This window comes from Asticcacaulis sp., assembly GCF_051954415.1.
Taxonomy (GTDB): Bacteria; Pseudomonadota; Alphaproteobacteria; order Caulobacterales; family Caulobacteraceae; genus Asticcacaulis.
The window spans coordinates 1-22,916 of the sequence record NZ_JBQCHT010000010.1 but is presented as its reverse complement, the minus strand read 5'-3'; the positions used below and the strand labels follow the sequence as shown (position 1 = coordinate 22,916).

General features: G+C 59.8%; 35 protein-coding genes and 1 pseudogene. 2 read left to right on the top strand and 34 right to left on the bottom strand.

All coding sequences use genetic code 11. The features are described 5' to 3' along the window. Positions 1-2: 2 nt before the first annotated feature. The 33 genes from ACTHND_RS03180 to ACTHND_RS03020 all read right to left on the bottom strand — a co-directional run bounded on the left by ACTHND_RS03180 (position 3) and on the right by ACTHND_RS03020 (position 21,718). Complete coding sequence (locus tag ACTHND_RS03180) at positions 3-1,289, bottom strand: TCR/Tet family MFS transporter (protein ID WP_440175849.1); 1,287 nt, start codon at positions 1,287-1,289, stop codon at positions 3-5. A 107-nt stretch (positions 1,290-1,396) separates the two neighbouring features. Next, positions 1,397-2,650, bottom strand: a complete 1,254-nt coding sequence (locus ACTHND_RS03175) for an alkaline phosphatase family protein (RefSeq protein ID WP_440175847.1) — start codon at positions 2,648-2,650, stop codon at positions 1,397-1,399. A gap of 102 nt (positions 2,651-2,752) precedes the next feature. Next, complete coding sequence (locus ACTHND_RS03170; RefSeq protein WP_440175846.1) at positions 2,753-2,899, bottom strand: hypothetical protein; 147 nt, start codon at positions 2,897-2,899, stop codon at positions 2,753-2,755. Between the two features lie 270 nt (positions 2,900-3,169). Next, positions 3,170-3,586 carry a 50S ribosomal protein L17 gene (rplQ, locus tag ACTHND_RS03165; RefSeq protein WP_440175845.1) on the bottom strand — a complete coding sequence of 139 codons (417 nt, stop codon included), beginning with the start codon at positions 3,584-3,586 and terminating at the stop codon, positions 3,170-3,172. A gap of 239 nt (positions 3,587-3,825) precedes the next feature. Continuing rightward, a complete protein-coding gene (locus ACTHND_RS03160) occupies positions 3,826-4,842 on the bottom strand; it encodes a DNA-directed RNA polymerase subunit alpha (RefSeq protein ID WP_090650547.1) in 1,017 nt (338 codons plus the stop codon). A gap of 73 nt (positions 4,843-4,915) precedes the next feature. Next, positions 4,916-5,305: a 30S ribosomal protein S11 gene (gene rpsK, locus ACTHND_RS03155; protein ID WP_023459532.1), complete on the bottom strand. Its 390-nt coding sequence runs from the start codon at positions 5,303-5,305 to the stop codon at positions 4,916-4,918. Positions 5,306-5,318: 13 nt separating this feature from the next. Further along, on the bottom strand, positions 5,319-5,687 hold the full coding sequence (gene rpsM, locus ACTHND_RS03150) for a 30S ribosomal protein S13 (protein WP_090650549.1): 369 nt from the start codon (positions 5,685-5,687) through the stop codon (positions 5,319-5,321). Positions 5,688-5,995: 308 nt separating this feature from the next. Further along, the gene (locus ACTHND_RS03145) at positions 5,996-6,556 is read right to left on the bottom strand and encodes an adenylate kinase (RefSeq protein ID WP_440175843.1); all 561 of its coding nucleotides are present in this window, start codon (positions 6,554-6,556) and stop codon (positions 5,996-5,998) included. After that, on the bottom strand, positions 6,553-7,938 hold the full coding sequence (gene secY / locus ACTHND_RS03140) for a preprotein translocase subunit SecY (protein WP_440175842.1): 1,386 nt from the start codon (positions 7,936-7,938) through the stop codon (positions 6,553-6,555). Before secY ends, ACTHND_RS03145 begins: the two co-directional genes overlap by 4 nt. A 157-nt stretch (positions 7,939-8,095) precedes the next feature. Further along, a complete protein-coding gene (gene rplO / locus ACTHND_RS03135; RefSeq protein ID WP_440175840.1) occupies positions 8,096-8,626 on the bottom strand; it encodes a 50S ribosomal protein L15 in 531 nt (176 codons plus the stop codon). A 171-nt stretch (positions 8,627-8,797) separates the two neighbouring features. After that, the gene (rpmD, locus tag ACTHND_RS03130) at positions 8,798-9,001 is read right to left on the bottom strand and encodes a 50S ribosomal protein L30 (protein WP_440175839.1); all 204 of its coding nucleotides are present in this window, start codon (positions 8,999-9,001) and stop codon (positions 8,798-8,800) included. A gap of 3 nt (positions 9,002-9,004) precedes the next feature. Further along, positions 9,005-9,574, bottom strand: coding sequence for a 30S ribosomal protein S5 (rpsE, locus tag ACTHND_RS03125; RefSeq protein WP_090650556.1), 570 nt, complete (start codon positions 9,572-9,574; stop codon positions 9,005-9,007). 11 nt (positions 9,575-9,585) lie between these two features. Beyond that, positions 9,586-9,939, bottom strand: coding sequence for a 50S ribosomal protein L18 (gene rplR, locus ACTHND_RS03120; protein WP_440175838.1), 354 nt, complete (start codon positions 9,937-9,939; stop codon positions 9,586-9,588). A 3-nt stretch (positions 9,940-9,942) separates the two neighbouring features. After that, positions 9,943-10,476, bottom strand: coding sequence for a 50S ribosomal protein L6 (gene rplF / locus ACTHND_RS03115; RefSeq protein ID WP_440175837.1), 534 nt, complete (start codon positions 10,474-10,476; stop codon positions 9,943-9,945). 102 nt (positions 10,477-10,578) lie between these two features. Then, positions 10,579-10,977 carry a 30S ribosomal protein S8 gene (rpsH, locus tag ACTHND_RS03110; protein ID WP_018083963.1) on the bottom strand — a complete coding sequence of 133 codons (399 nt, stop codon included), beginning with the start codon at positions 10,975-10,977 and terminating at the stop codon, positions 10,579-10,581. A 15-nt stretch (positions 10,978-10,992) separates the two neighbouring features. Next, entirely contained in the window at positions 10,993-11,298 is a 306-nt protein-coding gene (rpsN, locus tag ACTHND_RS03105) for a 30S ribosomal protein S14 (RefSeq protein WP_090650563.1), read from the bottom strand. Positions 11,299-11,316: 18 nt separating this feature from the next. Next, positions 11,317-11,877 (bottom strand): 50S ribosomal protein L5, encoded by a 561-nt coding sequence (gene rplE, locus ACTHND_RS03100; protein WP_440175835.1) that lies wholly within the window; start codon positions 11,875-11,877, stop codon positions 11,317-11,319. Beyond that, positions 11,870-12,193 carry a 50S ribosomal protein L24 gene (gene rplX / locus ACTHND_RS03095; protein WP_440175834.1) on the bottom strand — a complete coding sequence of 108 codons (324 nt, stop codon included), beginning with the start codon at positions 12,191-12,193 and terminating at the stop codon, positions 11,870-11,872. The genes rplE and rplX overlap by 8 nt, the downstream gene beginning before the upstream one ends. Before the next feature lie 2 nt (positions 12,194-12,195). Then, positions 12,196-12,564: a 50S ribosomal protein L14 gene (gene rplN / locus ACTHND_RS03090; protein WP_006273901.1), complete on the bottom strand. Its 369-nt coding sequence runs from the start codon at positions 12,562-12,564 to the stop codon at positions 12,196-12,198. Positions 12,565-12,581: 17 nt separating this feature from the next. Next, positions 12,582-12,821: a 30S ribosomal protein S17 gene (gene rpsQ / locus ACTHND_RS03085; RefSeq protein WP_090650568.1), complete on the bottom strand. Its 240-nt coding sequence runs from the start codon at positions 12,819-12,821 to the stop codon at positions 12,582-12,584. 13 nt (positions 12,822-12,834) lie between these two features. After that, the gene (gene rpmC / locus ACTHND_RS03080) at positions 12,835-13,041 is read right to left on the bottom strand and encodes a 50S ribosomal protein L29 (RefSeq protein ID WP_023459518.1); all 207 of its coding nucleotides are present in this window, start codon (positions 13,039-13,041) and stop codon (positions 12,835-12,837) included. Positions 13,042-13,046: 5 nt separating this feature from the next. Next, positions 13,047-13,481 carry a 50S ribosomal protein L16 gene (rplP, locus tag ACTHND_RS03075; RefSeq protein ID WP_018083969.1) on the bottom strand — a complete coding sequence of 145 codons (435 nt, stop codon included), beginning with the start codon at positions 13,479-13,481 and terminating at the stop codon, positions 13,047-13,049. A gap of 5 nt (positions 13,482-13,486) precedes the next feature. Further along, on the bottom strand, positions 13,487-14,242 hold the full coding sequence (gene rpsC / locus ACTHND_RS03070; RefSeq protein ID WP_440175831.1) for a 30S ribosomal protein S3: 756 nt from the start codon (positions 14,240-14,242) through the stop codon (positions 13,487-13,489). After that, positions 14,242-14,634: a 50S ribosomal protein L22 gene (gene rplV, locus ACTHND_RS03065; protein WP_090650571.1), complete on the bottom strand. Its 393-nt coding sequence runs from the start codon at positions 14,632-14,634 to the stop codon at positions 14,242-14,244. Before rplV ends, rpsC begins: the two co-directional genes overlap by 1 nt. Before the next feature lie 3 nt (positions 14,635-14,637). Next, positions 14,638-14,916 carry a 30S ribosomal protein S19 gene (gene rpsS, locus ACTHND_RS03060; protein ID WP_090650572.1) on the bottom strand — a complete coding sequence of 93 codons (279 nt, stop codon included), beginning with the start codon at positions 14,914-14,916 and terminating at the stop codon, positions 14,638-14,640. A 2-nt stretch (positions 14,917-14,918) separates the two neighbouring features. Next, positions 14,919-15,755 (bottom strand): 50S ribosomal protein L2, encoded by an 837-nt coding sequence (rplB, locus tag ACTHND_RS03055; RefSeq protein WP_090650574.1) that lies wholly within the window; start codon positions 15,753-15,755, stop codon positions 14,919-14,921. A gap of 16 nt (positions 15,756-15,771) precedes the next feature. Further along, on the bottom strand, positions 15,772-16,068 hold the full coding sequence (locus tag ACTHND_RS03050; RefSeq protein ID WP_440175830.1) for a 50S ribosomal protein L23: 297 nt from the start codon (positions 16,066-16,068) through the stop codon (positions 15,772-15,774). A gap of 5 nt (positions 16,069-16,073) precedes the next feature. Next, positions 16,074-16,706, bottom strand: a complete 633-nt coding sequence (rplD, locus tag ACTHND_RS03045) for a 50S ribosomal protein L4 (protein WP_440175829.1) — start codon at positions 16,704-16,706, stop codon at positions 16,074-16,076. A 2-nt stretch (positions 16,707-16,708) separates the two neighbouring features. After that, the gene (rplC, locus tag ACTHND_RS03040) at positions 16,709-17,443 is read right to left on the bottom strand and encodes a 50S ribosomal protein L3 (protein ID WP_440175828.1); all 735 of its coding nucleotides are present in this window, start codon (positions 17,441-17,443) and stop codon (positions 16,709-16,711) included. A 13-nt stretch (positions 17,444-17,456) separates the two neighbouring features. Beyond that, the gene (rpsJ, locus tag ACTHND_RS03035) at positions 17,457-17,765 is read right to left on the bottom strand and encodes a 30S ribosomal protein S10 (RefSeq protein WP_006273890.1); all 309 of its coding nucleotides are present in this window, start codon (positions 17,763-17,765) and stop codon (positions 17,457-17,459) included. A gap of 317 nt (positions 17,766-18,082) precedes the next feature. Beyond that, positions 18,083-19,747 carry a family 43 glycosylhydrolase gene (locus ACTHND_RS03030; protein ID WP_440175827.1) on the bottom strand — a complete coding sequence of 555 codons (1,665 nt, stop codon included), beginning with the start codon at positions 19,745-19,747 and terminating at the stop codon, positions 18,083-18,085. An 80-nt stretch (positions 19,748-19,827) separates the two neighbouring features. Continuing rightward, a complete protein-coding gene (locus ACTHND_RS03025) occupies positions 19,828-20,994 on the bottom strand; it encodes a GNAT family N-acetyltransferase (protein ID WP_440175826.1) in 1,167 nt (388 codons plus the stop codon). 82 nt (positions 20,995-21,076) lie between these two features. Further along, positions 21,077-21,718 (bottom strand): glutathione S-transferase family protein, encoded by a 642-nt coding sequence (locus tag ACTHND_RS03020; RefSeq protein WP_440175825.1) that lies wholly within the window; start codon positions 21,716-21,718, stop codon positions 21,077-21,079. Positions 21,719-21,953: 235 nt separating this feature from the next. Between ACTHND_RS03020 and relB the strand changes: the two genes are divergently transcribed. After that, positions 21,954-22,181, top strand: coding sequence for a type II toxin-antitoxin system RelB family antitoxin (relB, locus tag ACTHND_RS03015; protein ID WP_440175824.1), 228 nt, complete (start codon positions 21,954-21,956; stop codon positions 22,179-22,181). Further along, positions 22,165-22,431: a type II toxin-antitoxin system RelE family toxin gene (locus ACTHND_RS03010; protein ID WP_440175823.1), complete on the top strand. Its 267-nt coding sequence runs from the start codon at positions 22,165-22,167 to the stop codon at positions 22,429-22,431. Before relB ends, ACTHND_RS03010 begins: the two co-directional genes overlap by 17 nt. A gap of 160 nt (positions 22,432-22,591) precedes the next feature. Here the strand turns inward: ACTHND_RS03010 and tuf are convergent. Further along, a pseudogene (tuf, locus tag ACTHND_RS03005) lies at positions 22,592-22,916 on the bottom strand (elongation factor Tu); the annotation flags it as partial.

Below are 22,916 nucleotides of genomic sequence, written 5' to 3'. Positions count from 1 at the left end.
AATTAGCCGTCAATCTGAGGTTCGCCGCCATAGGCTTTTTCCACGGCCAGGGACTGCCTGACGCCGGTGGCCAGCCACAGGCACAGCAGGGTGCAGACCGCCGCCACCAGGAAGGCCGCGCCGCTATAGACAACCGCGACACCGGGCCGGGTTACCGTGGACAGGACATAGCCGAAGATCAGCGGCGCCACGATATTGCCCATAGTGGTCAGGCTCATGTTCGAGCCCTGCAGGGTGCCCTGCTCCTTCGGATCAACCTTGCTGCTCATCAGTGATTGAATATTGGGCATGGCCAGCCCGCCGAAACAGCCGATGGCGATAAAGCCGACAAATATCTGCCAGTTCGGCGCCAGTCCATAGGCCGTATAGGCGATCAGCGAGGCGCCGATACCGATGTACATGGCCTTGCGTTCGCCGATCCGCTTGGTGATCACGCCGGTCAGCCCGCCCTGCACGATGGCCGACAGGATGCCCACCACGGCCAGCATCAGCCCGACCTCGGTCGGTCCCCAGCCAAAGCGATAGCCGGCATATAGCACCATGGTCGTCGGGAAGACGCTCTGGCCGAACATCAGCAGGAAATACATGAAGGACAGCCGCATCACCTGCGCCGAACGCGCCAGGAACTTGATGGCACCAATCGGATTGGCGGTATGGAAGCTGAACGGCTTGCGCTTATCCAGAGGCAGGGATTCCGGCAGGACAAACAGGCCATAGAGGAAGTTGCACAGGCTCAATGCCGCGGCGAAGAAGAAGGGATAATGGTGATCGCCATTGAACTGGATCATCCCCCAGTGCAGGCCGCCGCCAAGCAGACCACCCAGGCTCGGCCCGACCACGAACCCGACGCCGAAGGCCGCGCCCATCAGGCCATAGACGCCGGCGCGCTTTTCCGGCGGCGTGACATCGCTCATATAGGCATAGGCCGTCGAGATGCTGGCCGAGGTCATGCCGGAAATGATCCGGCCGACTAGCAGCCACCACAAACCCGGCGCCAGCGCCATGAACAGGAAATCGACGCCGGTTCCGAAATTGGAGGCCAGTACGACCGGGCGCCGGCCAATGGCATCGGACAGGCCGCCCTGCACCGGTGTGAAGAGGAATTGCGCCAGCCCCCAGGCCGCGCCGAAAATGCCGGTCCACAGCCCCGCCTGCGAAATGGTCAGGCCGCCGACCTTCATGATCAATTGGGGCAAGACAGGAATGATGACACCAATCGACAGCATGTCAAGGAAGACCGTCACCAGGATAAAGGCAGCGGCGGCTTTTTTGCCTGTAGATATAGTCATTGGAGGCGCTTCCGACATGTTCGGTCTTTCTGGTTATGGTCTGTCCTTACGCGAAATTACCGCGTTCGGCCAGCCATGCCATCTATAAGACCCGTGGCCGGTTTCTGTCAGTATAAGGCCGGCTTCAGTGCGCGCAGATTGCCGTCATTCGCCTCGCCTTTGATACCCAAAAGCTTCGTTTCCAAAGAGTAGACATCGACATTATCAAACGGCGCCAGTTTCACGCCCGGACGGATGGCCGGACCATTGGCAATAAACAGAGCCTGCATTTCCTGCGCTGCCGGGTCGTAACCGTGGCTGCCGCCTTCCGGCTTCGGCATCCAGTTGTCCGTTGATGGACCGACAATAAAACCGCCGACTGCCGCCAGGCAGGTGATTTCCGGCACCCGGCGATGATGGCCATAATGGAAGCGCGCCGGTATCTTCGCCTTGTGCCAACACTGCATATAGTCGTGCTTCGTCTCGATCAGTGCCTTGTCGACCTCTGCCTCATGGCCAGGTTTGGCAGAAAGCCCGGCCACCTGTCCGCCGGTGACGAGGTCATAGCTATCGGCGGGCAGGATATCCGCCAGGCGTATGAATCTTTCCGGCCTGTGCTTGGCCATGCCGTGATCGGCCACGATGATGATGTTGGTCTTGCCATAGAGGCCGCGCGACTTGAGGCCATCGACCAGTTGGCCGATCGAGGCATCGACCTCGCGCAGGGCGGCATCGACCTCCGGACTGCCGGGGCCGAAATCATGGCCCTGGTGATCGACCTGCGAATAATAGAGCGTGATGGCGCCGGGACGTTCGGCCGCCGGCAGATCGATCCAGTCCAGCACCTGCTTCACGCGGGCCGCGTCCGGCATGGCTTCGTCATAAGGCAGCCAGTAGGCCGGGCGCACGCCGTGATTGATAGCCTCGGAACCGGGCCAGAACAGGGTGGCGACCTTGATCCCTTGCGCCTGCGCCGTCACCCATAGCGGTTTGGCGTCGTCCCACCAGAATTCATCGGCCACCGCCTCCTTGTTCGACAGCTTGAACGTGACACCGGGCTTTTGCGGATCGCGCATGGTGTTGTTGACAATGCCGTGGTGATCGGGCCGCAGGCCGGTGACCAGTGTGTAGTGATTGGGGAAGGTCAGGCTGGGGAAAGAGGGCCCCATGGCCGCCGAAGCGCCGCCCTCGGCCAGAGCCTGAAGATTGGGCGTGACGCCCTCCTTGAGGTAGTCGGCGCGAAAGCCATCGATCGAAATCAGGATAAGTTTCGGCCCTTGCGGCGCCGCTTCGGCCACAGGCGGCGCCGCGGGCACATGGCTGCAGGCAGCCACAGACAGACAGGCCAGGGCGGCCAGGACAGACAAACCTTTTTTAAGCATCACGCACTCCAGATAAGCCAGGTCAGTCTAGGGTGTGTGCATGACACAAAAAAGAAGCCCCCGGCGATAACCGGGGGCTTCCTCAAATATAAGCCTGTTATATCAGTCGCTGGTGCGGATACGGTCCAGCATGGGGGCACAAAAAACAGTGTCAGCCTCGTCCGCATTTTCAGACGGGCTGAGGTTCATATCGCCAGACAGGTCAAGCGTCTCTTCGGCGGGGTCGGCGATGGCAAAATCGTCAATCATGGTAACCCTCCTTGCAATGCGATGGAATGCAGACGCGGCGCACAGGGCCCTGTCCACGGCCTGCACGTTAGCGGAGAATTACGCAGATGCGAAATAACGGTTTACGCCGTTTGATCACACTTTCGTTAACCATTGTCACCAAAACATTAATAAAGCCGCTGGATTGCTCCAGCGGCTTTATTTTTACGCTCAAGCGCCGCGAGGCTCCGCGAAACGTCGCGGGCGGGCGCTTGCCCTTGCCGGCACTAGCGTGCCGGAGGGATTACGTTTTTATTCTTCGTCGCCGGCGACTTCAAACACCGGGCCGGAATCCAGGCCCTTGGCGGCTTCGTCACGATCAACGAACTCGATGATGGCCATCGGGGCGTTGTCGCCGTGGCGGAAGCCGGCCTTCATGATGCGGATATAGCCGCCGTTACGGTCAGCGTAGCGCTTGCCGATCACGTCGAACAGCTTGCCAACCTGGGCAACGTCACGGACGCGCGAGATGGCGATACGACGGTCGTGCAGGGTGCCCGACTTGGCGAGCGTGACCAGCTTTTCGACGAAGGGACGCAGTTCCTTGGCCTTCGGCAGGGTGGTGACGATCTGCTCGTGCTTGATGAGCGAGGCAGCCATGTTGGCGAACATGGCGATACGGTGCGAGGTGGTGCGACCGAGTTTGCGATAGCCGGAGCCGTGACGCATGATAAATTCTCCAAAAGACCGGCAGCGCGCGGCGTGACCGATCTCCCAAAAACGAGCCCGAACACAAAGGTCAAAAGGCCGACGGCCCCTGCCCGTTTCAGACGTCCATCCCGAAGGATGGAAATTGCCACGACAAGGTTCTGGTCTTTCGCGGCAAGTCGGAACCGAAAAAACAGTTCCTATAAATAGGAAACCCGGATGATCGCTCATCCGGGTCCACTAAGCTTATATCAGAAATTCTAGATTTGATCTTCGAACTTCTTGGCCAGGTCTTCGACGTTTTCCGGCGGCCAGTTCGGGATATCCATGCCCAGCGAAAGGTTCATGGAAGCCAGGACTTCCTTGATTTCGTTGAGCGACTTGCGGCCGAAGTTCGGCGTGCGCAGCATTTCGGATTCCGTCTTCAGGATCAGGTCGCCGATATAAACGATGTTGTCGTTCTTCAGGCAGTTCGCCGAACGGACGCTGAGTTCCAGTTCGTCGACCTTCTTGAGCAGGGCCGGATTGAACGGCAACTCAGGCTTGCCTTCTTCAACGACCGGTGCCTTCGGCTCTTCAAAGGTGATGAAGATTTGCAGCTGGTCTTGCAGGATACGCGCCGCGAAAGCGACGGCGTCAACTGGCGTTACCGCGGCATTGGTTTCGACTTCAAGGATCAGCTTGTCGTAATCGAGCGACTGGCCCTGACGGGTCGGCTCGACCTTGTAAGCCACCTTCTTGACCGGCGAATAGAGGGCGTCGACGGCGATCAAACCGATCGGCGCGTCTTCCGGACGCAGGCGGTCGGCCGGGACATAGCCCTTGCCGTTCTGGATGGTGAATTCCATGCGCACCGAAGCGCCCTCGTCCAGCGTACAGATGACGTGGTCGGGGTTTAGGACTTCGATATCAGCCGGGACATCGATCTGGCCGGCCGTCACCGGACCGGCGCCCGAGGCGCGCAGAACCATGCGCTTCGGACCTTCGGCGTGCATGCGCAGCGCCAGTTGCTTGATGTTCAGGATGATGTCGACGACGTCTTCACGGACGCCTTCGATGGAGGAGAATTCATGCACCACGCCGTCGATCTGGACGGAGGTGACAGCCGCGCCTTGCAGCGAGGAGAGGAGTACGCGACGCAGCGCGTTACCGAGGGTCACGCCGAAACCGCGCTCCAGAGGCTCCGCGACAAGACGCATCTTGCGCGAAGGGTCGGAACCCGCTTCGACTTGTGGCTTCTCGGGACGAATAAGCTGTTGCCAGTTTCTTTCGATCATTTACGTCCCTCAAGACAGGAAAGGTCGCCCTGCCGGATCAGGCAGAGCGACTGAAAAAATAGGGAAAATAAAATTAAACGCGACGACGCTTCGGCGGACGGCAGCCGTTATGCGGGATCGGGGTCACATCACGGATCGTGGTGATGGTGAAACCGACGGCCTGCAGGGCGCGCAGAGCCGATTCACGACCGGAACCCGGACCAGCGACGCTGACTTCCAGCGTCTTGACACCGTGCTCGATGGCCTTCTTGCCAGCGTCTTCGGCAGCGACCTGGGCGGCGTAAGGGGTGCTTTTGCGCGAACCCTTGAAGCCCATGGCACCGGCCGACGACCAGGACACGGCATTACCCTGCGCGTCGGTGATCGTGATCATGGTGTTGTTGAACGAGGCGTTGACGTGAGCCACACCCGAGGTGATGTTCTTGCGTTCGCGCTTTTTAACGCGTGAAGGTTCTTTAGCCATTGGTCAGCTATCCTTACTTCTTCTTGCCGGCGATGGGCTTCGCCGGGCCTTTGCGCGTGCGCGCATTGGTGTGCGTACGCTGACCGCGCACAGGAAGGCCCTTACGGTGACGCAGGCCGCGATAGCAGGCCAGGTCCATCAGGCGCTTGATGTTCATCGAGACTTCACGGCGCAGGTCGCCCTCGACCGTGTAATCGCGGTCGATGGTTTCGCGGATTTGCAGCACTTCGGCATCAGAAAGCTGGTTGACGCGGCGGCTATCTTCGATGCCGACCTTCTTGACGATTTCCTCGGCGTTATGCGCGCCGATGCCATGGATATATTGGAGCGCGATGACGACGCGCTTGTTGGTCGGTATATTGACGCCTGCGATACGGGCCACTTGAGGTATCTCCTGCAACGCGCCCCCATGCTATCGGGACGCATTTCTTGAAACGAAAGATGACACGTATGCCACACGGCTAAGATTTGACCTTCAGCCGTGGTCCATACGCGTGATTTCGCGGAAGTTGCCCTTATAGAAGGGTTTTGGCTTCCGTCAATGGTTTAGTTTTAAAAAAAGCAAGTCCAAACTGCTTTGGTCATACTTTTTTTACTCTCTTGAGATGATAGGCGCCCAAGGGCGCTTCGCATCCGATATTTTCGGGCTTGCGCCCTCGCCGGCCACCTTTTGGACAGTCGACAGATTCTCTATGCCAGCGCGCTGTCGATATGGGCGGCGACGTCTTCCACAGCACCCATGCCGTCAACTTCAAAAAGCTTACCCTGCGCCGCGTAATAGGGCAGCAGCGGCGCGGTCTGGGCATTATAGGCCGCCAGGCGCACCTTGTAGGCTTCAGGGTTGTCGTCCGAGCGCCCTTCTTCGGCAAAGCGCTTTTCGATACGCGTTACCAGGGCAGCCTCGTCCACCTTCAGACGGACCACCTTGTCGATCTTCGCGCCGCGCTCGCCCAACATGGCGTCAAGCGCCTCGGCCTGAGCCACGGTGCGCGGGAAACCGTCGAAGATGGCGCCACCGGCCGCTTCCGCCGCCGGGAGATTTTCCTTGATCAGATCGATGACGATCTCATCCGAGACCAGGCCTCCCGTGGCCAGAATGTCCTTGACCTTCAGGCCCAGTTCGCTTTCGGCCTTGATGGCCGCCCGCAGCATGTCGCCCGTCGAGAGCTGCACCATGCCCCGTGTCGTGACCAGACGCTTTGCCTGTGTACCCTTGCCCGCCGCTGGGGGGCCAAACAGGATGATATTCATCGGCCGATCCTTCCACGGGTGCTGGTCGCAGCGCCCTTGCTGCCGGTCTTCATCTTCGATTTCTTGATCAGGCCGTCATACTGGTGCGCCAGCAGGTGCGACTGGATCTGCGCCACCGTATCCATGGTCACGGTCACGACAATCAGGATCGAGGTGCCGCCAAAGTAGAAGCTGTTGCCCATCTGGGCGATCAGCAGTTCCGGCAACAGACAGACGATGGTGATATAGGCCGCGCCGAGCACCGTAATGCGGGTCAGGACGAAATCGAGATATTCCGCGGTGCGCTTGCCCGGACGGATGCCCGGCAGGAAGCCGCCGTACTTGCGCAGGTTTTCCGCCGTCTCGTCCGGATTGAAGACCAGCGAGGTATAGAGGAAGGTGAAGAAGATGATCATGATCGCGTAAAGGATCATGAAGACCGGGTGGCCGTGCGTCAGTTGCGTGCTGATCGAGGGCAGCCATTGCAGCCAGCTCGGGATCTTGTCCGGGTTCTGGCCCACGAAGGTCAGGATCGAGGTCGGCATCAGCAGCAGCGACGAGGCGAAGATCGGCGGAATGACACCAGCCGTATTGACCTTCAGCGGCATGAAGGACGACTCACCGCCCATAATGCGGTTGCCCACCTGGCGCTTGGGATACTGCACAAGCAGGCGGCGCTGCGAGCGCTCCATGAAGACGATGAAAACGATGGTAGCGACCAGGACGGCCATGATGAGGATCAGCATGGCGGGGTTGATGTCGCCGGTCGAGCCCATGGACAGAAGGCGGCCGACGGTTGACGGCAGCACTGCCACGATACCCGCGAAAATGATCATCGACGAGCCGTTGCCGATACCGCGCGAGGTGATCTGCTCACCCAGCCACATCAGGAACAGCGTACCGCCGGTCAGGGTGGCCATCGAGGAGATGATGAAGAAGATACCGGGCTGCAGAACCAGGCCGGAGGACTGCATGGCCGCTGAAATGCCGAAGGACTGGATCAGGGCCAGGACCACCGTCAGATAACGGGTGTACTGGTTGAGTTGCTTGCGGCCGGCCTCCCCGCCTTCCTTGCGCAGCTTTTCCCACGGCGCATAGACGGAGCCCATCAACTGGATGATGATCGAGGCGGAAATGTAGGGCATCAGGTTCAGCGCGAACACGGCCATGCGCTGCACGGCGCCGCCGGCGAACATGTTCATCATGCCGAAGATGCCGTTCGACTGGCCGGAGAAGGCCCTGGTGAATTCGGCCATGTTGATGCCCGGCAGCGGCACATAGGTGCCGAGACGGTAAACGATCAGGGCGCCGAGCGTAAAAAGCAGACGCTTGTGAAGATCGGTCGCCTTGGAAAAGGCGCCGAAATTCATATTGGCGGCAAGTTGTTCAGCAGCAGAAGCCATAAGGTCCTCAAATTCGCGCGGGCGCCAGCGCCCCTGTGATCATCCCAAAAGGGCAGACTGGGTGTATACGCGATTCGCAGACCACGCCCTCACCCAATCCAACCCATATGGGGTACGCACATTCAAACGTCAAATGCGCGTGATATCGGCTTGCGGCTTAGCCCTTGCGGGCAGCCTTGGCAGCGGCGATCTTTTCAAGGCGGGCAGCCAGCTTGGCTTCGTTTTCGATGCGCGCCTGGGCGACCGAACCGCCGGCGGCTTCGACAGCCTTGATGGCGCCGGCCGACGCGGACCAGACCTTCAGGTTGAGCTTGGCCTTCAGTTCACCTTCACCGAGGAGGCGCACGCCGTCGAGTTCACGACGGATGACGCCGGCGGCGATCAGGGCGGCGGCATCGATATCGGCCTTGGCGTCGAGCTTGCCGGCATCAACGGCGTCCTGCAGGCGCCACAGGTTGACTTCGGCCAGCTTGAGGGCGAACGGATTGTTGAAACCGCGCTTCGGCATCCGCATGTACAGCGGCATCTGGCCGCCTTCGAAGCCCAGCAGCGAAACGCCGGTACGCGACTTCTGGCCCTTGACACCGCGACCGGAGGTCTTGCCCTTGCCCGAACCGGGGCCACGGCCGACGCGCATACGGCCCTTGGTCGAGCCGGGATTGTCGTGGAGTTCGTTCAACTTGGTCATTTGTAATGCCTTTCAATGACAGGTGCGCTGGTCCCAAAAACGTAAATTGGCGGCCAACTCGGCTAAAAATTCTGCGTCTTCTGCCTGGCGGCAAAAAACACGAAGCGCGCCAGTTACAGCACGCTTCAAAAATAAGCAAGCCCGCGAACCGGAATTCGCGGGCTTGTTGTCTTATTCGACGATGGTCACCATGTGGTGGACCTTAGCGATCATGCCGCGAACCGAGGGGGTGTCTTCCAGAGTGGAAACACGGCCCATCTTGTTCAGGCCCAGGCCGGCGAGCGTGGCGCGCTGGTCCTTGGTGCGACGGATCGGAGAGCCGGTTTGCTTGACCGTGACGGTCTTAGCTTCGGTCTTTGCAGGAGCCTTGGCCATGGATTAACCCTCCAGAGATTCAGGCGACGAAGCGCCATCGGCACGCGACTTCAGAAGATCGCCGACCTTCTTGCCGCGCTTCGAGGCGATCTGACGGGGCGAAGACTGCACCTTCAGCGCTTCAAACGTGGCGCGCACCATGTTGTAGGGGTTCGAGGAACCCAGGCTCTTGGCGACAACGTCCGAGATGCCCAAGGTTTCGAGAACCGCACGCATCGGACCACCCGCGATGACGCCGGTGCCCGGAGGGGCTGCGCGCATCTGGATCTTGCCGGCGCCCCAACGGCCGTAACCGTCGTGGTGCAGGGTGCGGGATTCGCGCAGGGGCACGCGGATCAGGGACTTCTTGGCTTCTTCGGTCGCCTTGCGGATGGCTTCCGGCACTTCGCGTGCCTTGCCATGGCCGTAGCCGACGCGACCCTTTTGGTCGCCAACGACCATCAGGGCAGCAAACGAGAAGCGGCGGCCACCCTTGACGGTGGCGGCGACGCGGTTGATAGCAACCAGCTTTTCAACGAATTCCGAAGGTTCTTCGTTGCGGTCGCGGGAGCGGTTTTCGCTAGGACGGGCCATGAACGATTCCCTTAGAAGTTAAGACCGGCTTCACGCGCGGCTTCCGCCAGCGCCTTCACCCGACCGTGATAGATGTAGCCACCGCGATCGAAGACGACGTCCTTGACGCCCTTTTCGATTGCGCGTTGTGCGACCAGCTTGCCGACTTCCGAAGCGGCGGCAGCATTCGAGCCCTGCTTCTTGCCGCCTTCCAGCGACGACGCAGCCACGATGGTCACGCCGCTCTGGTCGTCAATGACCTGGGCGTAGATGTTTTTGTCCGAACGGAAGACCGACAGACGCGGGCGACCGTTGGAGAGCGACTTCAGGCGCGTGCGATTGCGTTGCGCGCGACGAGCCAATTGTTCACGAGGAGACAGAGCCATGACTTACTTCTTCTTGCCTTCCTTGCGGCGAACGGTTTCGCCGGCATATTTGACGCCCTTGCCCTTATAAGGCTCAGGGGGACGAATCTTGCGGATCTTGGCAGCCAGTTCACCGACCAGTTGCTTGTCGATGCCGGCAATCTTCACTTCCGTCTGCTTCGGCACCGAAAAGGTGATGCCGGCGGGCGGATCGATGACGACCGGGTGCGAGAAACCGAGCGACAGCTCCAGCTTCTGGCCTTGCATGGCAGCGCGGTAACCGACGCCGACCATTTCAAGCGTTTGCTCGAAGCCTTCGGTCACGCCCTTCACCATATTGGCGATCAGCGTGCGGGACAGGCCCCACATCGCCTTGTGACGGGCAGTTTCACCGCGCGGCGCGACGGAGAGACTGGCGCCTTCCTGCTTGACTTCGATCTCTTCTACAACAGTCCAGCTCTGGACGCCCTTGGGGCCCTTCACCGAAATGTCTTGCCCGTTCAGTGTGATGGTCACACCGGCCGGGACTGTGATGGCTTTTTTACCAATCCGGGACATTTTAAAACCTTCTGATGCCTTAAGTGTCCTCGGCCGTGTTTTCTAATTCAAGACGCCTTTTTAAACGAAAAAGTGCGGACACTTTTTCTAAAAGGCTTTGGCTTAGTAGACGCGGCAGAGAACTTCACCACCCACGTTGTTTTCGCGGGCGTTGTTGTCAGACATGACGCCCTTCGGCGTCGACAGGATCGAGATACCCAGGCCGTTCTTTACCGGCTTCAGGTCCTTGATCGACGAATAGACACGACGGCCCGGCTTGGACACGCGGGAGATTTCCGCGATGACCGGCGCGCCGTCGAAATACTTCAGCTCGATTTCGAACTGCGGGAATTCACCCGGTGTTTCCACAACTTCGTAGCCGCGGATGTAGCCTTCGTCCTTCAGGACGTCGAGTACATGGGCACGCAGCTTGGAAGCCGGGGTGAGCACCTTGGAACGCTTGCGCATGGCGGCGTTCTTGATGCGGGCGATCATATCGCTCAGAGGATCATTAACGAACATATTCTTGGTCCTCCCTTACCAGCTAGCCTTGGTCATGCCCGGAATCTGGCCTTCATTGGCCAGCTTGCGGAGCGCGATCCGGCTCATGTGGAGCTTGCGATAGTAGGCACGCGGACGGCCGGTGACTTCGCAGCGGTTGCGAATGCGGGTCGCGTTCGAGTTACGGGGCAGCTTGGCCAGGGCAAGACGCGCAGCGAAGCGCTCTTCCAGGGGCAGGCTTTCATCGTTGGCGGTCGCCTTGAGGGCTTCGCGCTTGGCGGCATATTGAGCCACCAGCTTCTTGACCATCTCGTTGCGGTTTACAGCGCTTTTCTTTGCCATGTTATCTCTCTACCCGCCTCAGGACGTGAACGGGAATTGGAAGTGCTTCAGAAGCGCCTTGGCTTCCTTGTCGGTCGGCGCCGTAGTGCAGACAACGATATCCATGCCCCACATCTGATCGATCTGGTCATAGTTGATCTCCGGGAACACGATGTGTTCCTTCAGGCCCATGGCGTAGTTGCCACGACCGTCGAAGCTGTTGCCGTTCAGACCACGGAAGTCCTTCACGCGCGGCAGGGCGATGGTGATCAGGCGGTCGAGGAATTCGTACATACGATCCTTGCGCAGGGTCACCTTGGCGCCGACCACCATGCCTTCACGCAGCTTGAAGCCGGCGATGGACTTGCGGGCGCGCGTCTCGGCGGCCTTCTGGCCGGTGATCGCTTCCAGATCCTTGATGGCGCTCTTCACCTTCTTGGAGTCGGCGGTCGCTTCACCGATACCCATGTTTACGACGATCTTGTCGAGCTTGGGAACCTGCATTTCGTTGGTATAGCCGAACTCGGCCTTCAGGGCGTCCCGGATGCTTTCCAGGTAGACCTTCTTGGCGCGCGGCACGTACTTTTCAGCATTAGCCATTGATGACTTCTCCCGTCGTCTTGGCAACGCGGACCTTCTTGTCGCCCTCGATCTTGAAACCGACGCGGGTCGGCTTGCCGTTCGAGTCAACGTGGGACACGTTGGAAACGTGAATCGACGCTTCCTTGTTGATGATGCCGCCTTGCGGGTTGCCCTGCGACGGACGGGTGTGGCGCTGGACCATGTTCAGGCCCGAGACGACAACGCGCTCGGCCTGGCCATCCCTGGTCACGACCTTGGCGACGGTGCCCTTGCGGCCCTTGTCCTTGCCGGTCAGGACGACGACGCTGTCGCCCTTCTTGATCTTGGCAGCCATAGTTAAATAACCTCCGGAGCCAGCGAGATGATCTTCATGTGGTTCTTGGCGCGCAGTTCACGCGGCACAGGCCCGAAGATACGCGTGCCGATCGGCTCGCTCGACTTGTTGACGATGACGGCGGCGTTGGTGTCGAAACGGATCACCGAACCGTCCTTGCGCTGGATGTCCTTCGAAGTGCGAACGACGATGGCGCGCAGAACGTCGCCCTTCTTGACGCGGCCGCGAGGAATGGCTTCCTTCACCGAGACGACGATCAGGTCACCCACCGAGGCGTAGCGGCGCTTCGAGCCGCCCAGCACCTTGATGCACATGACCCGACGTGCGCCGGAATTATCGGCCACTTCCAGGTTAGTTTGCATCTGAATCATGGTTCAAACTTTCCTAGTTAGTTGGCTTCGCGCGGGAGAACTTCCCACGTTTTCAGCTTCGACTTGGGCGCACATTCGATAATACGAATCTTTTCGCCGGCCTTGAAATCATTAGCTTCGTCGTGAGCATGATAACGCTTGGACACACGCACCGTCTTTTTCAGGACGGGGTGCAGAACCGTACGTTCCACCTTCACAACCACGGTCTTGTCGCCCTTATCGGAGACAACCAGACCTTCAAGAATGCGCTTGGGCATGGTCTTCTTTCCTTTAGGCGACTTTGCCGCCGGCCTTCTGGGCCGTCAGCAGGGTCTTGATGCGGGCGATGTCCTTGCGGATTTCGCTGACGCGGTGAGTCTTCTCGAACTGGCCCGTGGCCTTCTGGAAGCGCAGGTTGAACTGCTCTTTCTTCAGGTCCAGGAGCTGCTCCTGCAGTTGGTCGGCGGTCTTGGTCCGCAGATCGGCAATCTTGGTCATAGGTCCTACTCCGCGGCCATGGCCACGCCGGCGTCGATACGGGTAACGACGCGGGTGGATACGGGCAGCTTGGCAGCGCCGAGACGGAGCGCTTCACGCGCGATGTCGTCCGGCACGCCGTCGATTTCAAACAGGATGCGGCCAGGAGCCACGCGGGCGGCCCAATGGTCGACAGCGCCCTTGCCCTTACCCATACGGACTTCGGCAGGCTTGCCGGTGACCGGAAGGTCGGGGAAGATGCGGATCCACACGCGGCCCTGACGCTTCATCTGACGCGTGATGGCCCGGCGGGCGGCTTCGATCTGGCGGGCGGTCAGACGCTCCGGCTCAACGGTCTTCAGACCATACGAACCGAAGTTCAGGGTATAACCACCCTTGGCGTTACCGTGGATACGGCCCTTGAAGGCCTTACGGTACTTTGTACGCTTGGGAAGCATCATGGGAGTTACGCCTCCTTATTGTTGCGATCGCGGCGCGGGCCGCGGTTGGGACGTTCGCCACGCTCGGGACGCTCGCTCGACGACGGGCCGGAAGCCTCGTTCGCCCAACGCTTGTCCTGGGCCATCGGATCATGCTCAAGAACTTCGCCCTTGAAGATCCACACCTTTATACCAATGATACCGTAGGTGGTCAGGGCTTCGGCAAAGCCCATATCGATGTCGGCACGCAGGGTGTGCAAAGGCACGCGGCCTTCACGATACCATTCCATACGGGCGATTTCCGCACCGCCGAGACGACCCGACAGGTTCATGCGGATGCCCTTGGCGCCGAGGCGCATGGCGGACTGGATCGAACGCTTCATGGCGCGACGGAAGGCCACGCGGCGCTCGAGCTGCTGGGCGATGGACTCAGCAACCAGTTGCGCATCAACTTCCGGCTTGCGGACTTCGACCAGGTTCAGGAAGACTTCGCCTTCGGTCAGGACGGAAACGTCCTTGCGCAGCTTGTCGATGTCCTGGCCCTTCTTGCCAATCACGACGCCCGGACGGGCGGCGTAGATGGTGATGCGGCACTTCTTGTGCGGGCGCTCGATGATGATGCGCGACACGCCGGCGGCATTCAGCTTTTCCTTCAGAACCTTACGGATCTTCAGGTCCTGGTGAAGGAGCTTGGCGTATTCCTGGCGCGCGGCGAACCAGCGCGAGTCCCAGGTGCGGTTGACGCCGAGGCGCAAGCCGATCGGATTAGCTTTCTGACCCATTATGCAGCCTCTTGAGATTCGGCGCCGAGTTCACGGACCACGATGGTCAGTTCCGAGAACGGCTTCATGATGCGCGACGAACGGCCACGGGCACGCGAAGCGAAGCGCTTCATGACAATGCCCTTGCCGACATAGGATTCGGCAACGATCAGGTTGTCGATGTCGAGGTTGTGGTTGTTTTCCGCGTTCGAGATCGCCGAATAGAGCGCCTTGCGGACGTCCTTAGCGATGCGCTTGCGCGAAAATTCCAGCTCGTTGAGCGCGCGCTGCACCTTGAGGCCGCGGATCGAGGCGGCGACCAGGTTCAGCTTTTGCGGGCTGATCCGGACCGACACCAGCTTCACGCGGGCTTCATTGGCGTTGACGCGACGAGGATTCTTTGTCTGGGACATAACTTACCTCTTCTTCGCCTTCTTGTCGGCGGCGTGGCCGGGGAAGTTGCGCGTGGGCGAGAACTCGCCGAACTTCATGCCGACCATGTCTTCCGACACGAGCACGGGAACGTGCTTCTGACCGTTATAAACGCCGAACGTGATACCCACGAATTGCGGCATGATGGTCGAACGACGCGACCAGGTCTTGATGACCTCTTTACGACCGCTGCTCACCGCAGCTTCCGCCTTCTTGAGAAGGTGGCCGTCGACGAAGGGGCCTTTCCATACGGAGCGTGCCATAATTAGCGAGCCTTCTTAACGTGACGCGAACGGATGATGTACTTGTCCGTCGCCTTGTTGGTACGAGTCTTGCGGCCCTTGGTGGGAACGCCCCACGGGGTCACAGGGTTACGGCCACCGGAGGTCTTGCCTTCACCACCACCGTGCGGGTGGTCGACCGGGTTCATGGCCACACCGCGAACATGCGGACGGAAGCCCATGTGACGGGTGCGGCCGGCTTTGCCGAGGCTTTGGTTCATGTGGTCCTGGTTCGACACCGCACCGACCGTGGCCATGCAGCTATCGAGCACCATGCGCAGTTCGCCCGAACCCAGACGGATCTGGGCGTAGCCGGCATCACGGCCGACGAGTTGGGCATAGGCGCCGGCGGAGCGAGCCAGTTGGCCGCCCTTCAGGGGCTTCAGTTCCACGTTGTGGATGATCGTGCCGATCGGCAGGCTGCGCAGCGGGGCGGCATTGCCCGGCTTCACATCGACCTTTTCGGACGCGATGACCGTATCACCGGCCTTCAGGCGTTGCGGGGCCAGGATGTAGGCCTTTTCGCCGTCGGCATAGGTGATCAGCGCGATGAACGCGGTACGGTTCGGATCGTATTCCAGGTGATCGACCGTCGCCGGCACGTCGAACTTGCGACGCTTGAAATCGACGATGCGATACAGGCGCTTGGCGCCGCCGCCACGGAAACGGACAGCGACGCGACCTTGCGCACCGCGACCGCCCGACTTGGTCAGACCTTCGGTCAGAGCCTTTTGCGGCTTGCCCTTGTAGAGCTCGGACTTGTCGACCAGTACCAGGCTGCGACGGCCGGGCGAAGTCGGATTAAATTGCTTCAAAGCCATTTTCTGTGCCCTTCCCTTACAGACCGGTTGTGATGTCGATCGTCTGGCCTTCGGCCAGGGTCACGATGGCTTTTTTGATGTCGTTGCGACGGCCCTTGATGCCCTTGAAACGCTTGGTCTTGCCCTTGGTGACAATGGTGTTCACCTTGGTGACCTTGACGTTGTAGATGGCTTCAACGGCGGAAGCGACTTCGTCCTTGCTGGCATCAAGCGCGATCTTGAAAACGACCTTATTCTGCTCGGAAAGCAGGGTGGCCTTTTCGGTGATGTGCGGCGACAGAAGAACGTCGAAATTACGAATGGTAGCAGCCATAACTCTTAGGCCTCCACAGCGAAGCGGGCTTCGATGGCTTCAACCGCGGACTTCGTCAGGACCAGCGTATGGCGGCGCAGGATGTCGTAGACATTCAGGCCGGCCGACGGCAGCACGTCGATGTTCGGGATGTTGCGCGAAGCGAGGGCGAAGTTGGCATCGACTTCCGGACCGGTGATGAACAGGGCGTTCTTCAGGCCCAGCTTCTCGAAGGAAGCCAGAAGCGATTGCGTCTTCGGGGATTCGACCACAGCCTGATCGAGAACGATCAGCGAGCCGGACTTGATCTTGGACGACAGAGCGTGACGCAGGCCAAGGGCACGGACCTTCTTGGGCAGGTCGAACGCATGGGAGCGAACAACCGGACCGAAGGCGCGCGAACCGCCGACGAATTGCGGGGCACGGCGCGAACCGTGACGAGCGCCGCCGGAGCCCTTTTGCTTGTACATCTTCTTACCCGTGCGAGAATTCTCGTTGCGGGTCTGCACCTTGTGCGTACCGGCGCGGCGCTTGGCCAACTGCCAGTTGACGACGCGCGACAGGATGTCCGAACGGATTTCCTCGATCCCGAACACGAGATCGGAGACATCCACCGAGCCAGCCTTGGAGGCGTCAAGCTTGATAACGTCGAGTTTCATGATTATTCAGCCCCTTCTTGCGCAGGCGCTTCCTCAGCAGCGGCCGGAGCCGCGTTGGCCGTCTTAATCGCGCCAGGGAACGGCAGACCTTGCGGAGCAGCCTTCTTCACAGCGTCGCGGATCTTGACGTAGGAGCCTTCAGCGCCCGGAACGGCGCCCTTGATGAAGACCAGGCCGCGCTCGGCATCGATGCGAGCCACTTCCAGGTTCAGCGTGGTCACGGTTTCGACACCATAGTGACCAGCCATCTTCTTGCCGGGGAAGGTACGACCCGGATCCTGACGGTTACCCGTCGAACCGTGGGCGCGGTGCGAGACCGACACACCGTGGGTGGCGCGCATACCGCCGAAGTTCCAGCGCTTCATGGCGCCGGCAAAACCCTTACCGATGGTCGTGCCCTGGATATCGACCTTCTGGCCGACAGCAAAGTGATCGGCGGTGAACTCGGCACCAACTTCGATCAGAGCATCTTCCGACACGCGGAACTCGGTCAGGATGGCCTTGGGCTCAACCTGAGCCTTGGCGAAACGAACACGCTCGGGATTGGAAACGTTCTTGGCCTTGCGCGAACCGGCACCAAGCTGAAGGGCGACATAGCCGTCCTTGTCCTTGGTACGCTGGGCCACGACCTGGCAGCCGTCGAGCGACAGAACGGTGACCGGCACATGGACGCCGGCTTCATCGAAGAAGCGGGTCATGCCGAGCTTTTTAGCGATCAAACCTGTACGGTTGGTCATCTCTGGGCGCCCCTTAGATCTTGATCTCGACGTCGACACCAGCCGACAGGTCGAGCTTCATGAGCGCGTCCACGGTTTGCGGAGTCGGATCGACGATATCGAGCACGCGCTTGTGCGTGCGGATTTCGAACTGCTCGCGCGACTTCTTGTCGACGTGCGGCGAACGGTTGACGGTGAAACGCTCGATCAGCGTGGGCAAGGGGATCGGACCCCGGACGGTAGCACCCGTGCGCTTGGCCGTATTGACGATCTCGCGTGTGGAATGATCCAGGACGCGGTGATCGAAGGCCTTCAGGCGGATGCGGATATTTTGACGATCCATATCGCTCGTATTCCCAAAAGGTTTGCGTTTAACGCGTCCAGTGAACCATTTCAAAGACCAACTCGCCCCCACAAACGTGAGCACGAACGCGATATCCGCAAAAACAAAGCCCTCGCGGTTTTACCCGCGCGGGCCGTTGATCAAACCGGTCAATTCCCTTTAGAAAGGGCCGCCGACCGGGTTGGTTTATGCTTGCAGACCGCGTTTGGCATCCTTCAGACGCCACAGCCGATCTAACAGAGTGGCGCTTATGCCGAAACGACTCGCTTTCGTCAAGCGGCAATTGGCGCAAAGCGAAGAAAAATAAGCGGCGAGGATTATTTTGCGAGGAAAGCGGATTTATCCGCCTGAATCGCCCTGTAAGAGAAGTCGCGCAAGGTGACGCTCCCCTCGCCCACACTGTAGATGCCGACCTTCAGGCTGATAAAGCCGCCAAAGACATTATGGTTCAGGCCCGAGACTTCCATGCGTGTCGGGTGGCGTGTCCAGTTCTTCCCGCCATCATGCGAATAGCGCCAGGTGATGACGTTCTCGTGATTGGTTACCCGCACACGCACGCTGTCGGTCGTCATCGGCGTACGCTGCCAGGTCTGTTCCTCGGCATACTGCCAGGTTTTCATCACCGCCGGCTTGAAGCCGATGCCGACGAAAGCCTTATGATTGTAGAAGAGCAGCAGCCCACCCTCGGCCTGGCCATCGAGATCAAGTGTGATCTCCGCCTGGTAGGACCGGTCCCCCACAGGACAGGTCAGCGGCGCGCTGTCGGCCGGCGACGATCCGCGTCCCGCCAGGCGCAGCCCCTTGTCTTCATATTGTACGCGCGACATTTCGTCGGCGGCGGGATCGTGGAAACTCCACTGCGTGCCAAAGCGATTCTGTGAAAAATCATCCGACAGCGCAAAACCCGCCGGACCCGGCTTAGTATCTTTTGGGCCGCCCCTGGGCTTGGCTATCGGTTTCGACAGATCACCGCCGAGTGCGCGGAACCAACCATCCTTCGTCCACTCGATCGGCTCCAGCAAGGGCTGACGCCCCAGGGTACGGAAGCCGTTCTCGTAGCCATGATAGACCATCCACCAGTCGGGTTTTTCGTTTTCTTTGGCCGGCCCTTCGACGATCGAGGCATGGCCGCGCGACCACCACGGTTCGGCGGTGCTCAAGGTGCGTACCAACGGATTGTGCGGGCAATCCTCCCACGGGCCATGGATGGATTTCGACCGCGCGGCGATGACCATATGCCCGGTCACCGGCCCGGCCGTGCCCCCGACCGCCGTGATCAGGTAGAACCAGCCGTTATGATGCAACAGCTTGGGCCCCTCTGGCGCGAAGTTCTCAGTGATCCAGTCATCGGGAAAACGCCAGGGACTGTAGGCCGGCTCGACCTCACCATCGGTCGCCAGACCGTCGTCGCTCAGGCGAACTTTTCGGATGCCGTTGACGAACAGGTAGCGCTTGCCGTCCTCTCCAACGACATGCCCCGGATCAATGCAGCCGCTGATCTTCAGGTCGATCGGATCACTCCAAGGCCCCTTAATGTCATCGGCCCAGATCACGAAGATTGACCAGCCCTTGTCGCCCGGATTAGCAGGGATATAGACGAAATAACGACCATCGTGCTTGCACAGGTCCACCGCCCAGATCGTACCGAGCGGCTTTTGCAGGGCCGGCCCGACCGGTGCCCAGTTCACCAGGTCCGTCGAATGCCAGATGACGATCCCCGGATAGGAAAAGAACGACGAGAACGTCATGTAATAGTCCGAACCGTCCTTGAGGATGGTCGGATCGGGATGGTCGCCGGGAATGATCGGATTGAGATAGGTGCCGTTGCCGAGGTCGGCCTTGCGCTGCCCTTCAATCCCCCTGCCCCATTTGGGGGCCTGTATCTCACAGGAGGCCGCTGTCGCTTGAGCGGCGGCGAATGGCGCCGCGGCCGCACCACCAACCAATGTCTTGAAAACGCCACGCCGCGAAGTGTCCGTCATGTGCCTGATCCCTGTTCTGCGCCTCTCCGTCATAAGGCGAACGGCGCGTTGCGTAAACAGAAACCGATAGCGCTAACAGGTCAGGTCTTTGCCGGCTTCAGGCGCATGACGGCACGCTGGCCCATCGCCATCAGGGCACGGCTCCAACCGCCGAGACTAACCTCGGTGGAGCGGATGACATTGACACGACGACGTAAGGATAAGCGCGCCTGCTCCAGCTTCGGACGCGCCGGCAGCAGCGCCACGGCCACGTCCACCATCCGGCTGCCCAGTGCGGGCGCGTATTGCAGACTGCCTTCCAGGCATTCCCCCCCCGAAACCGTCATTGGTGACTTGTAGTCCTCGCCGCCCGTACCAAAATCAAAACTGGTATAGCCAAGTGGCGACAGATACCGAATGATCGCCATGGTCAGCACAATCCCGACTGTATAGCGGTAATAGGCCGGATCATAGGCTGGGAACCACAGATGGACACTGGTGCGATCCACCAGGCTGATTTCGGCCGCCACCAGCTTGCCTTCGTGACGGAAGACGCCGGCGCGCAGACCGTAATCTTCATCCGGCAGACTGGCGAGGCTGGCCAGCAAGTCGCGCGTCCAGCCGCAATCGAAAATATCGTGCAGGCCGGTCTTTTTATACTGCTCGCGCTTGAGATCGATGATCCAGTCCATCACCTCCGGCGTCACCCGCTCCCAGGTGAAATCGAAACCGCCGAAATCCTTGACGATGTTGCGCTCGCAACGGCCGACATTCTTGAAGAACTTGTGGTGCTCATGGTCCTGCTGTTCATACCAGGCATCGAAGCCTTCAGGCGTCAGGGCGGCGCGACGGTTCAGCACGGCTGTATGGGCGGCCGGCTCCATTGGCCCTACCCAGCCCTGGAAATCAAGACGCTTCGCCCCGGTGGCTTTGAGCAACAGATTAAGGTCCGGCGTGAAACCGGGCGCGGCAATCAGAGTGTGATAGTCGCTGAGCGGTGCACCGAGCGGCTGCAAAACGCCGGCACGAACCTGGTAAGCGAAATAGCCGCCGATCCGCCCCTCGGTATAAAGTCTGGCCACCCGCGCACCCGGCACGACCGCACCGATCGCCTGGACATAACGGACATCAAAATAGGGCCCGACCAGCTCCGGACGCAGATCGCGCCAGGCCGTCCACTGGCTGACATCGCGCTCTGTCAGATCCCTGACATGAATGATCTCGATCCGGTTCAGGGAACTGACTTGGGTCGGACGTTTCAGGGACATGAGGGCTCGCAGACATGACTTTGAGCCTGAAAGCTACCACGACAGGGTTTATACCGCCCTAAACGGGAGGGTTAGCGCCGGGTTAATCCTCTGTTTTCGGCCCGATGAATGGCTGAGAAATATGCCTGAAGACCTCCATGCGTTCGCATTGCGCGCTATGGAAAGCCAGGGCCGGCCATCGGCTGAAATCGATCGCCGGGTGCGCCTCGCGGGCATGGCGCAGGCTGCACGCCAGGGCGATATCGGCGTGCGTCATATCTCCACCCAGCAGCCACTGGCTTTTGGCGCCGGCACGAATCTTTTCCAGCACATCCAGAACCGCGCTGATTTGCCTGTTGCAGCGCTCCAGCCAGACCGGCGACTTTTCTTTGTGCAGTACCTGTTCATAAAACAGCGCGATCGCCTTGTCGGAAAAGCCCGTCGTCAGGGCGATATAGTAAAGCGCTTTCTGCCGTTCCGGTCCCGATGCGGCAATCAGCGGGACGATGTCGTCGGCAGCGCGCGCCTGCTCGTCCAGCCAGTCAAGCGCGTAGGCGCTTTCAAGAATGATCTCGCCATTCCCGAGCACCAGGGTCGGCACGCGTCGCAGCGGATTGAACGGTTCGATCTTGTCGCCATCGCCAAATGTCGACCACGGACGATGTTCGAACGTATGGCCATAAAGCGTCAGGGCAATGCCGACACGCCGGACATAGGGGGAATCATACTGGCCAATCAGGATCATCGCGCGGCCTCCTGATGTTGCGGCGACATATTGCTGACGCCCACCCCGCCATACATATTGGCACAGGCCGTACACAGAAGCGCGCCGATCAGGATGATGACTATCCGCATGTTTTTAACGCCTGCAACCTCTCATCTATATGATGAGCGCCTGATGAGGTGCTGTCAAACAAAAGGCATGAACCATATCAACACTTGTGATACAATGACTACATGTAGTCAACCTGGACATCATCATGAGCACGTCAATTCGCCTCGATTCTGCCACTGAGGAACGCCTTAATCAACTGGCCGCGCAGACCGGCCGCACCAAGGCCTTTTACCTGCGTGAACTGGTGGCACGCGGTCTTGAAGATATGGAAGATTATTATCTGGCCTCTTCCACCCGTGAACGGGTACGCAAGGGCGAGGAAACCGTTCATTCGGCAGGGGATGTGAGACGCGATCTTGGCCTGGACGATTAAGTACACCGATACGGCCCGCAAGCAGCTCAAGAAGATAGATCACCAGATCGCGCGTCGCATTCTCGATTTCATGGATGAACGCGTGGCCGTTGCCGACGATCCGCGGCAAACCGGCAAGGCGCTTACAGGTCCGCTTGGCAACTTCTGGCGTTACCGCGTTGGCGATTACCGCGTAATTTGCGATATTCAGGATGGTGAGATGTGCGTGCTCGTCATTGAAATTGGCAATCGTAAAGACATTTACAGGTAGTTAAAGGCAAAGGGGCACAGCCCCTTTGATCCCGGAACATATTCAGGGGAAGCCTGGATAATAAAAAAATCCCCCGGCCCAAAGCCGGAGGATTTTTTATTATATCAAGTCTCGCTTGAATGTATCGGGGTCGAGGGGACCATGTCCCCTCGCCTTCAACTTACTCGACGATCTTCGACACAACGCCGGCGCCGACGGTACGGCCGCCTTCACGGATAGCGAAGCGCAGCTTCTCTTCCATGGCGATCGGGGTGATCAGCTCGACGTCCAGCTCGGCATTGTCGCCCGGCATGATCATTTCCACGCCTTCCTTCAGCTTCACGATGCCGGTCACGTCGGTCGTGCGGAAGTAGAACTGCGGACGGTAGTTGGTGAAGAACGGGGTGTGACGGCCGCCTTCTTCCTTCGTCAGGATGTAGGCTTCGGCAACGAACTTGGTGTGCGGGGTGATCGAACCCGGCTTGCACAGAACCTGACCGCGTTCA

What these genes read in the sequence shown, in the direction of transcription:
- ACTHND_RS03180 (WP_440175849.1), bottom strand. Translation starts at nt 1,289, where the DNA reads ATGACTATATCTACAGGCAAAAAAGCCGCCGCTGCCTTTATCCTGGTG.
- ACTHND_RS03175 (WP_440175847.1), bottom strand. Translation starts at nt 2,650, where the DNA reads ATGCTTAAAAAAGGTTTGTCTGTCCTGGCCGCCCTGGCCTGTCTGTCT.
- ACTHND_RS03170 (WP_440175846.1), bottom strand. Translation starts at nt 2,899, where the DNA reads ATGATTGACGATTTTGCCATCGCCGACCCCGCCGAAGAGACGCTTGAC.
- rplQ (WP_440175845.1), bottom strand. Translation starts at nt 3,586, where the DNA reads ATGCGTCACGGCTCCGGCTATCGCAAACTCGGTCGCACCACCTCGCAC.
- ACTHND_RS03160 (WP_090650547.1), bottom strand. Translation starts at nt 4,842, where the DNA reads ATGATCGAAAGAAACTGGCAACAGCTTATTCGTCCCGAGAAGCCACAA.
- rpsK (WP_023459532.1), bottom strand. Translation starts at nt 5,305, where the DNA reads ATGGCTAAAGAACCTTCACGCGTTAAAAAGCGCGAACGCAAGAACATC.
- ACTHND_RS03145 (WP_440175843.1), bottom strand. Translation starts at nt 6,556, where the DNA reads ATGAATATCATCCTGTTTGGCCCCCCAGCGGCGGGCAAGGGTACACAG.
- secY (WP_440175842.1), bottom strand. Translation starts at nt 7,938, where the DNA reads ATGGCTTCTGCTGCTGAACAACTTGCCGCCAATATGAATTTCGGCGCC.
- rplO (WP_440175840.1), bottom strand. Translation starts at nt 8,626, where the DNA reads ATGACCAAGTTGAACGAACTCCACGACAATCCCGGCTCGACCAAGGGC.
- rpmD (WP_440175839.1), bottom strand. Translation starts at nt 9,001, where the DNA reads ATGGCCAAGGCTCCTGCAAAGACCGAAGCTAAGACCGTCACGGTCAAG.
- rpsE (WP_090650556.1), bottom strand. Translation starts at nt 9,574, where the DNA reads ATGGCCCGTCCTAGCGAAAACCGCTCCCGCGACCGCAACGAAGAACCT.
- rplR (WP_440175838.1), bottom strand. Translation starts at nt 9,939, where the DNA reads ATGGCTCTGTCTCCTCGTGAACAATTGGCTCGTCGCGCGCAACGCAAT.
- rplF (WP_440175837.1), bottom strand. Translation starts at nt 10,476, where the DNA reads ATGTCCCGGATTGGTAAAAAAGCCATCACAGTCCCGGCCGGTGTGACC.
- rpsH (WP_018083963.1), bottom strand. Translation starts at nt 10,977, where the DNA reads ATGTTCGTTAATGATCCTCTGAGCGATATGATCGCCCGCATCAAGAAC.
- rpsN (WP_090650563.1), bottom strand. Translation starts at nt 11,298, where the DNA reads ATGGCAAAGAAAAGCGCTGTAAACCGCAACGAGATGGTCAAGAAGCTG.
- rplE (WP_440175835.1), bottom strand. Translation starts at nt 11,877, where the DNA reads ATGGCTAATGCTGAAAAGTACGTGCCGCGCGCCAAGAAGGTCTACCTG.
- rplX (WP_440175834.1), bottom strand. Translation starts at nt 12,193, where the DNA reads ATGGCTGCCAAGATCAAGAAGGGCGACAGCGTCGTCGTCCTGACCGGC.
- rplN (WP_006273901.1), bottom strand. Translation starts at nt 12,564, where the DNA reads ATGATTCAGATGCAAACTAACCTGGAAGTGGCCGATAATTCCGGCGCA.
- rpsQ (WP_090650568.1), bottom strand. Translation starts at nt 12,821, where the DNA reads ATGCCCAAGCGCATTCTTGAAGGTCTGGTTGTCTCCGATAAGGGCGAC.
- rpmC (WP_023459518.1), bottom strand. Translation starts at nt 13,041, where the DNA reads ATGACCAAGATTGCCGATCTGCGGACCAAGACCGCCGACCAACTGCAG.
- rplP (WP_018083969.1), bottom strand. Translation starts at nt 13,481, where the DNA reads ATGATGCTTCCCAAGCGTACAAAGTACCGTAAGGCCTTCAAGGGCCGT.
- rpsC (WP_440175831.1), bottom strand. Translation starts at nt 14,242, where the DNA reads ATGGGTCAGAAAGCTAATCCGATCGGCTTGCGCCTCGGCGTCAACCGC.
- rplV (WP_090650571.1), bottom strand. Translation starts at nt 14,634, where the DNA reads ATGTCCCAGACAAAGAATCCTCGTCGCGTCAACGCCAATGAAGCCCGC.
- rpsS (WP_090650572.1), bottom strand. Translation starts at nt 14,916, where the DNA reads ATGGCACGCTCCGTATGGAAAGGCCCCTTCGTCGACGGCCACCTTCTC.
- rplB (WP_090650574.1), bottom strand. Translation starts at nt 15,755, where the DNA reads ATGGCTTTGAAGCAATTTAATCCGACTTCGCCCGGCCGTCGCAGCCTG.
- ACTHND_RS03050 (WP_440175830.1), bottom strand. Translation starts at nt 16,068, where the DNA reads ATGGCTGCTACCATTCGTAATTTCGACGTTCTTCTGTCGCCGCACATC.
- rplD (WP_440175829.1), bottom strand. Translation starts at nt 16,706, where the DNA reads ATGAAACTCGACGTTATCAAGCTTGACGCCTCCAAGGCTGGCTCGGTG.
- rplC (WP_440175828.1), bottom strand. Translation starts at nt 17,443, where the DNA reads ATGACCAACCGTACAGGTTTGATCGCTAAAAAGCTCGGCATGACCCGC.
- rpsJ (WP_006273890.1), bottom strand. Translation starts at nt 17,765, where the DNA reads ATGGATCGTCAAAATATCCGCATCCGCCTGAAGGCCTTCGATCACCGC.
- ACTHND_RS03030 (WP_440175827.1), bottom strand. Translation starts at nt 19,747, where the DNA reads ATGACGGACACTTCGCGGCGTGGCGTTTTCAAGACATTGGTTGGTGGT.
- ACTHND_RS03025 (WP_440175826.1), bottom strand. Translation starts at nt 20,994, where the DNA reads ATGTCCCTGAAACGTCCGACCCAAGTCAGTTCCCTGAACCGGATCGAG.
- ACTHND_RS03020 (WP_440175825.1), bottom strand. Translation starts at nt 21,718, where the DNA reads ATGATCCTGATTGGCCAGTATGATTCCCCCTATGTCCGGCGTGTCGGC.
- relB (WP_440175824.1), top strand. Translation starts at nt 21,954, where the DNA reads ATGAGCACGTCAATTCGCCTCGATTCTGCCACTGAGGAACGCCTTAAT.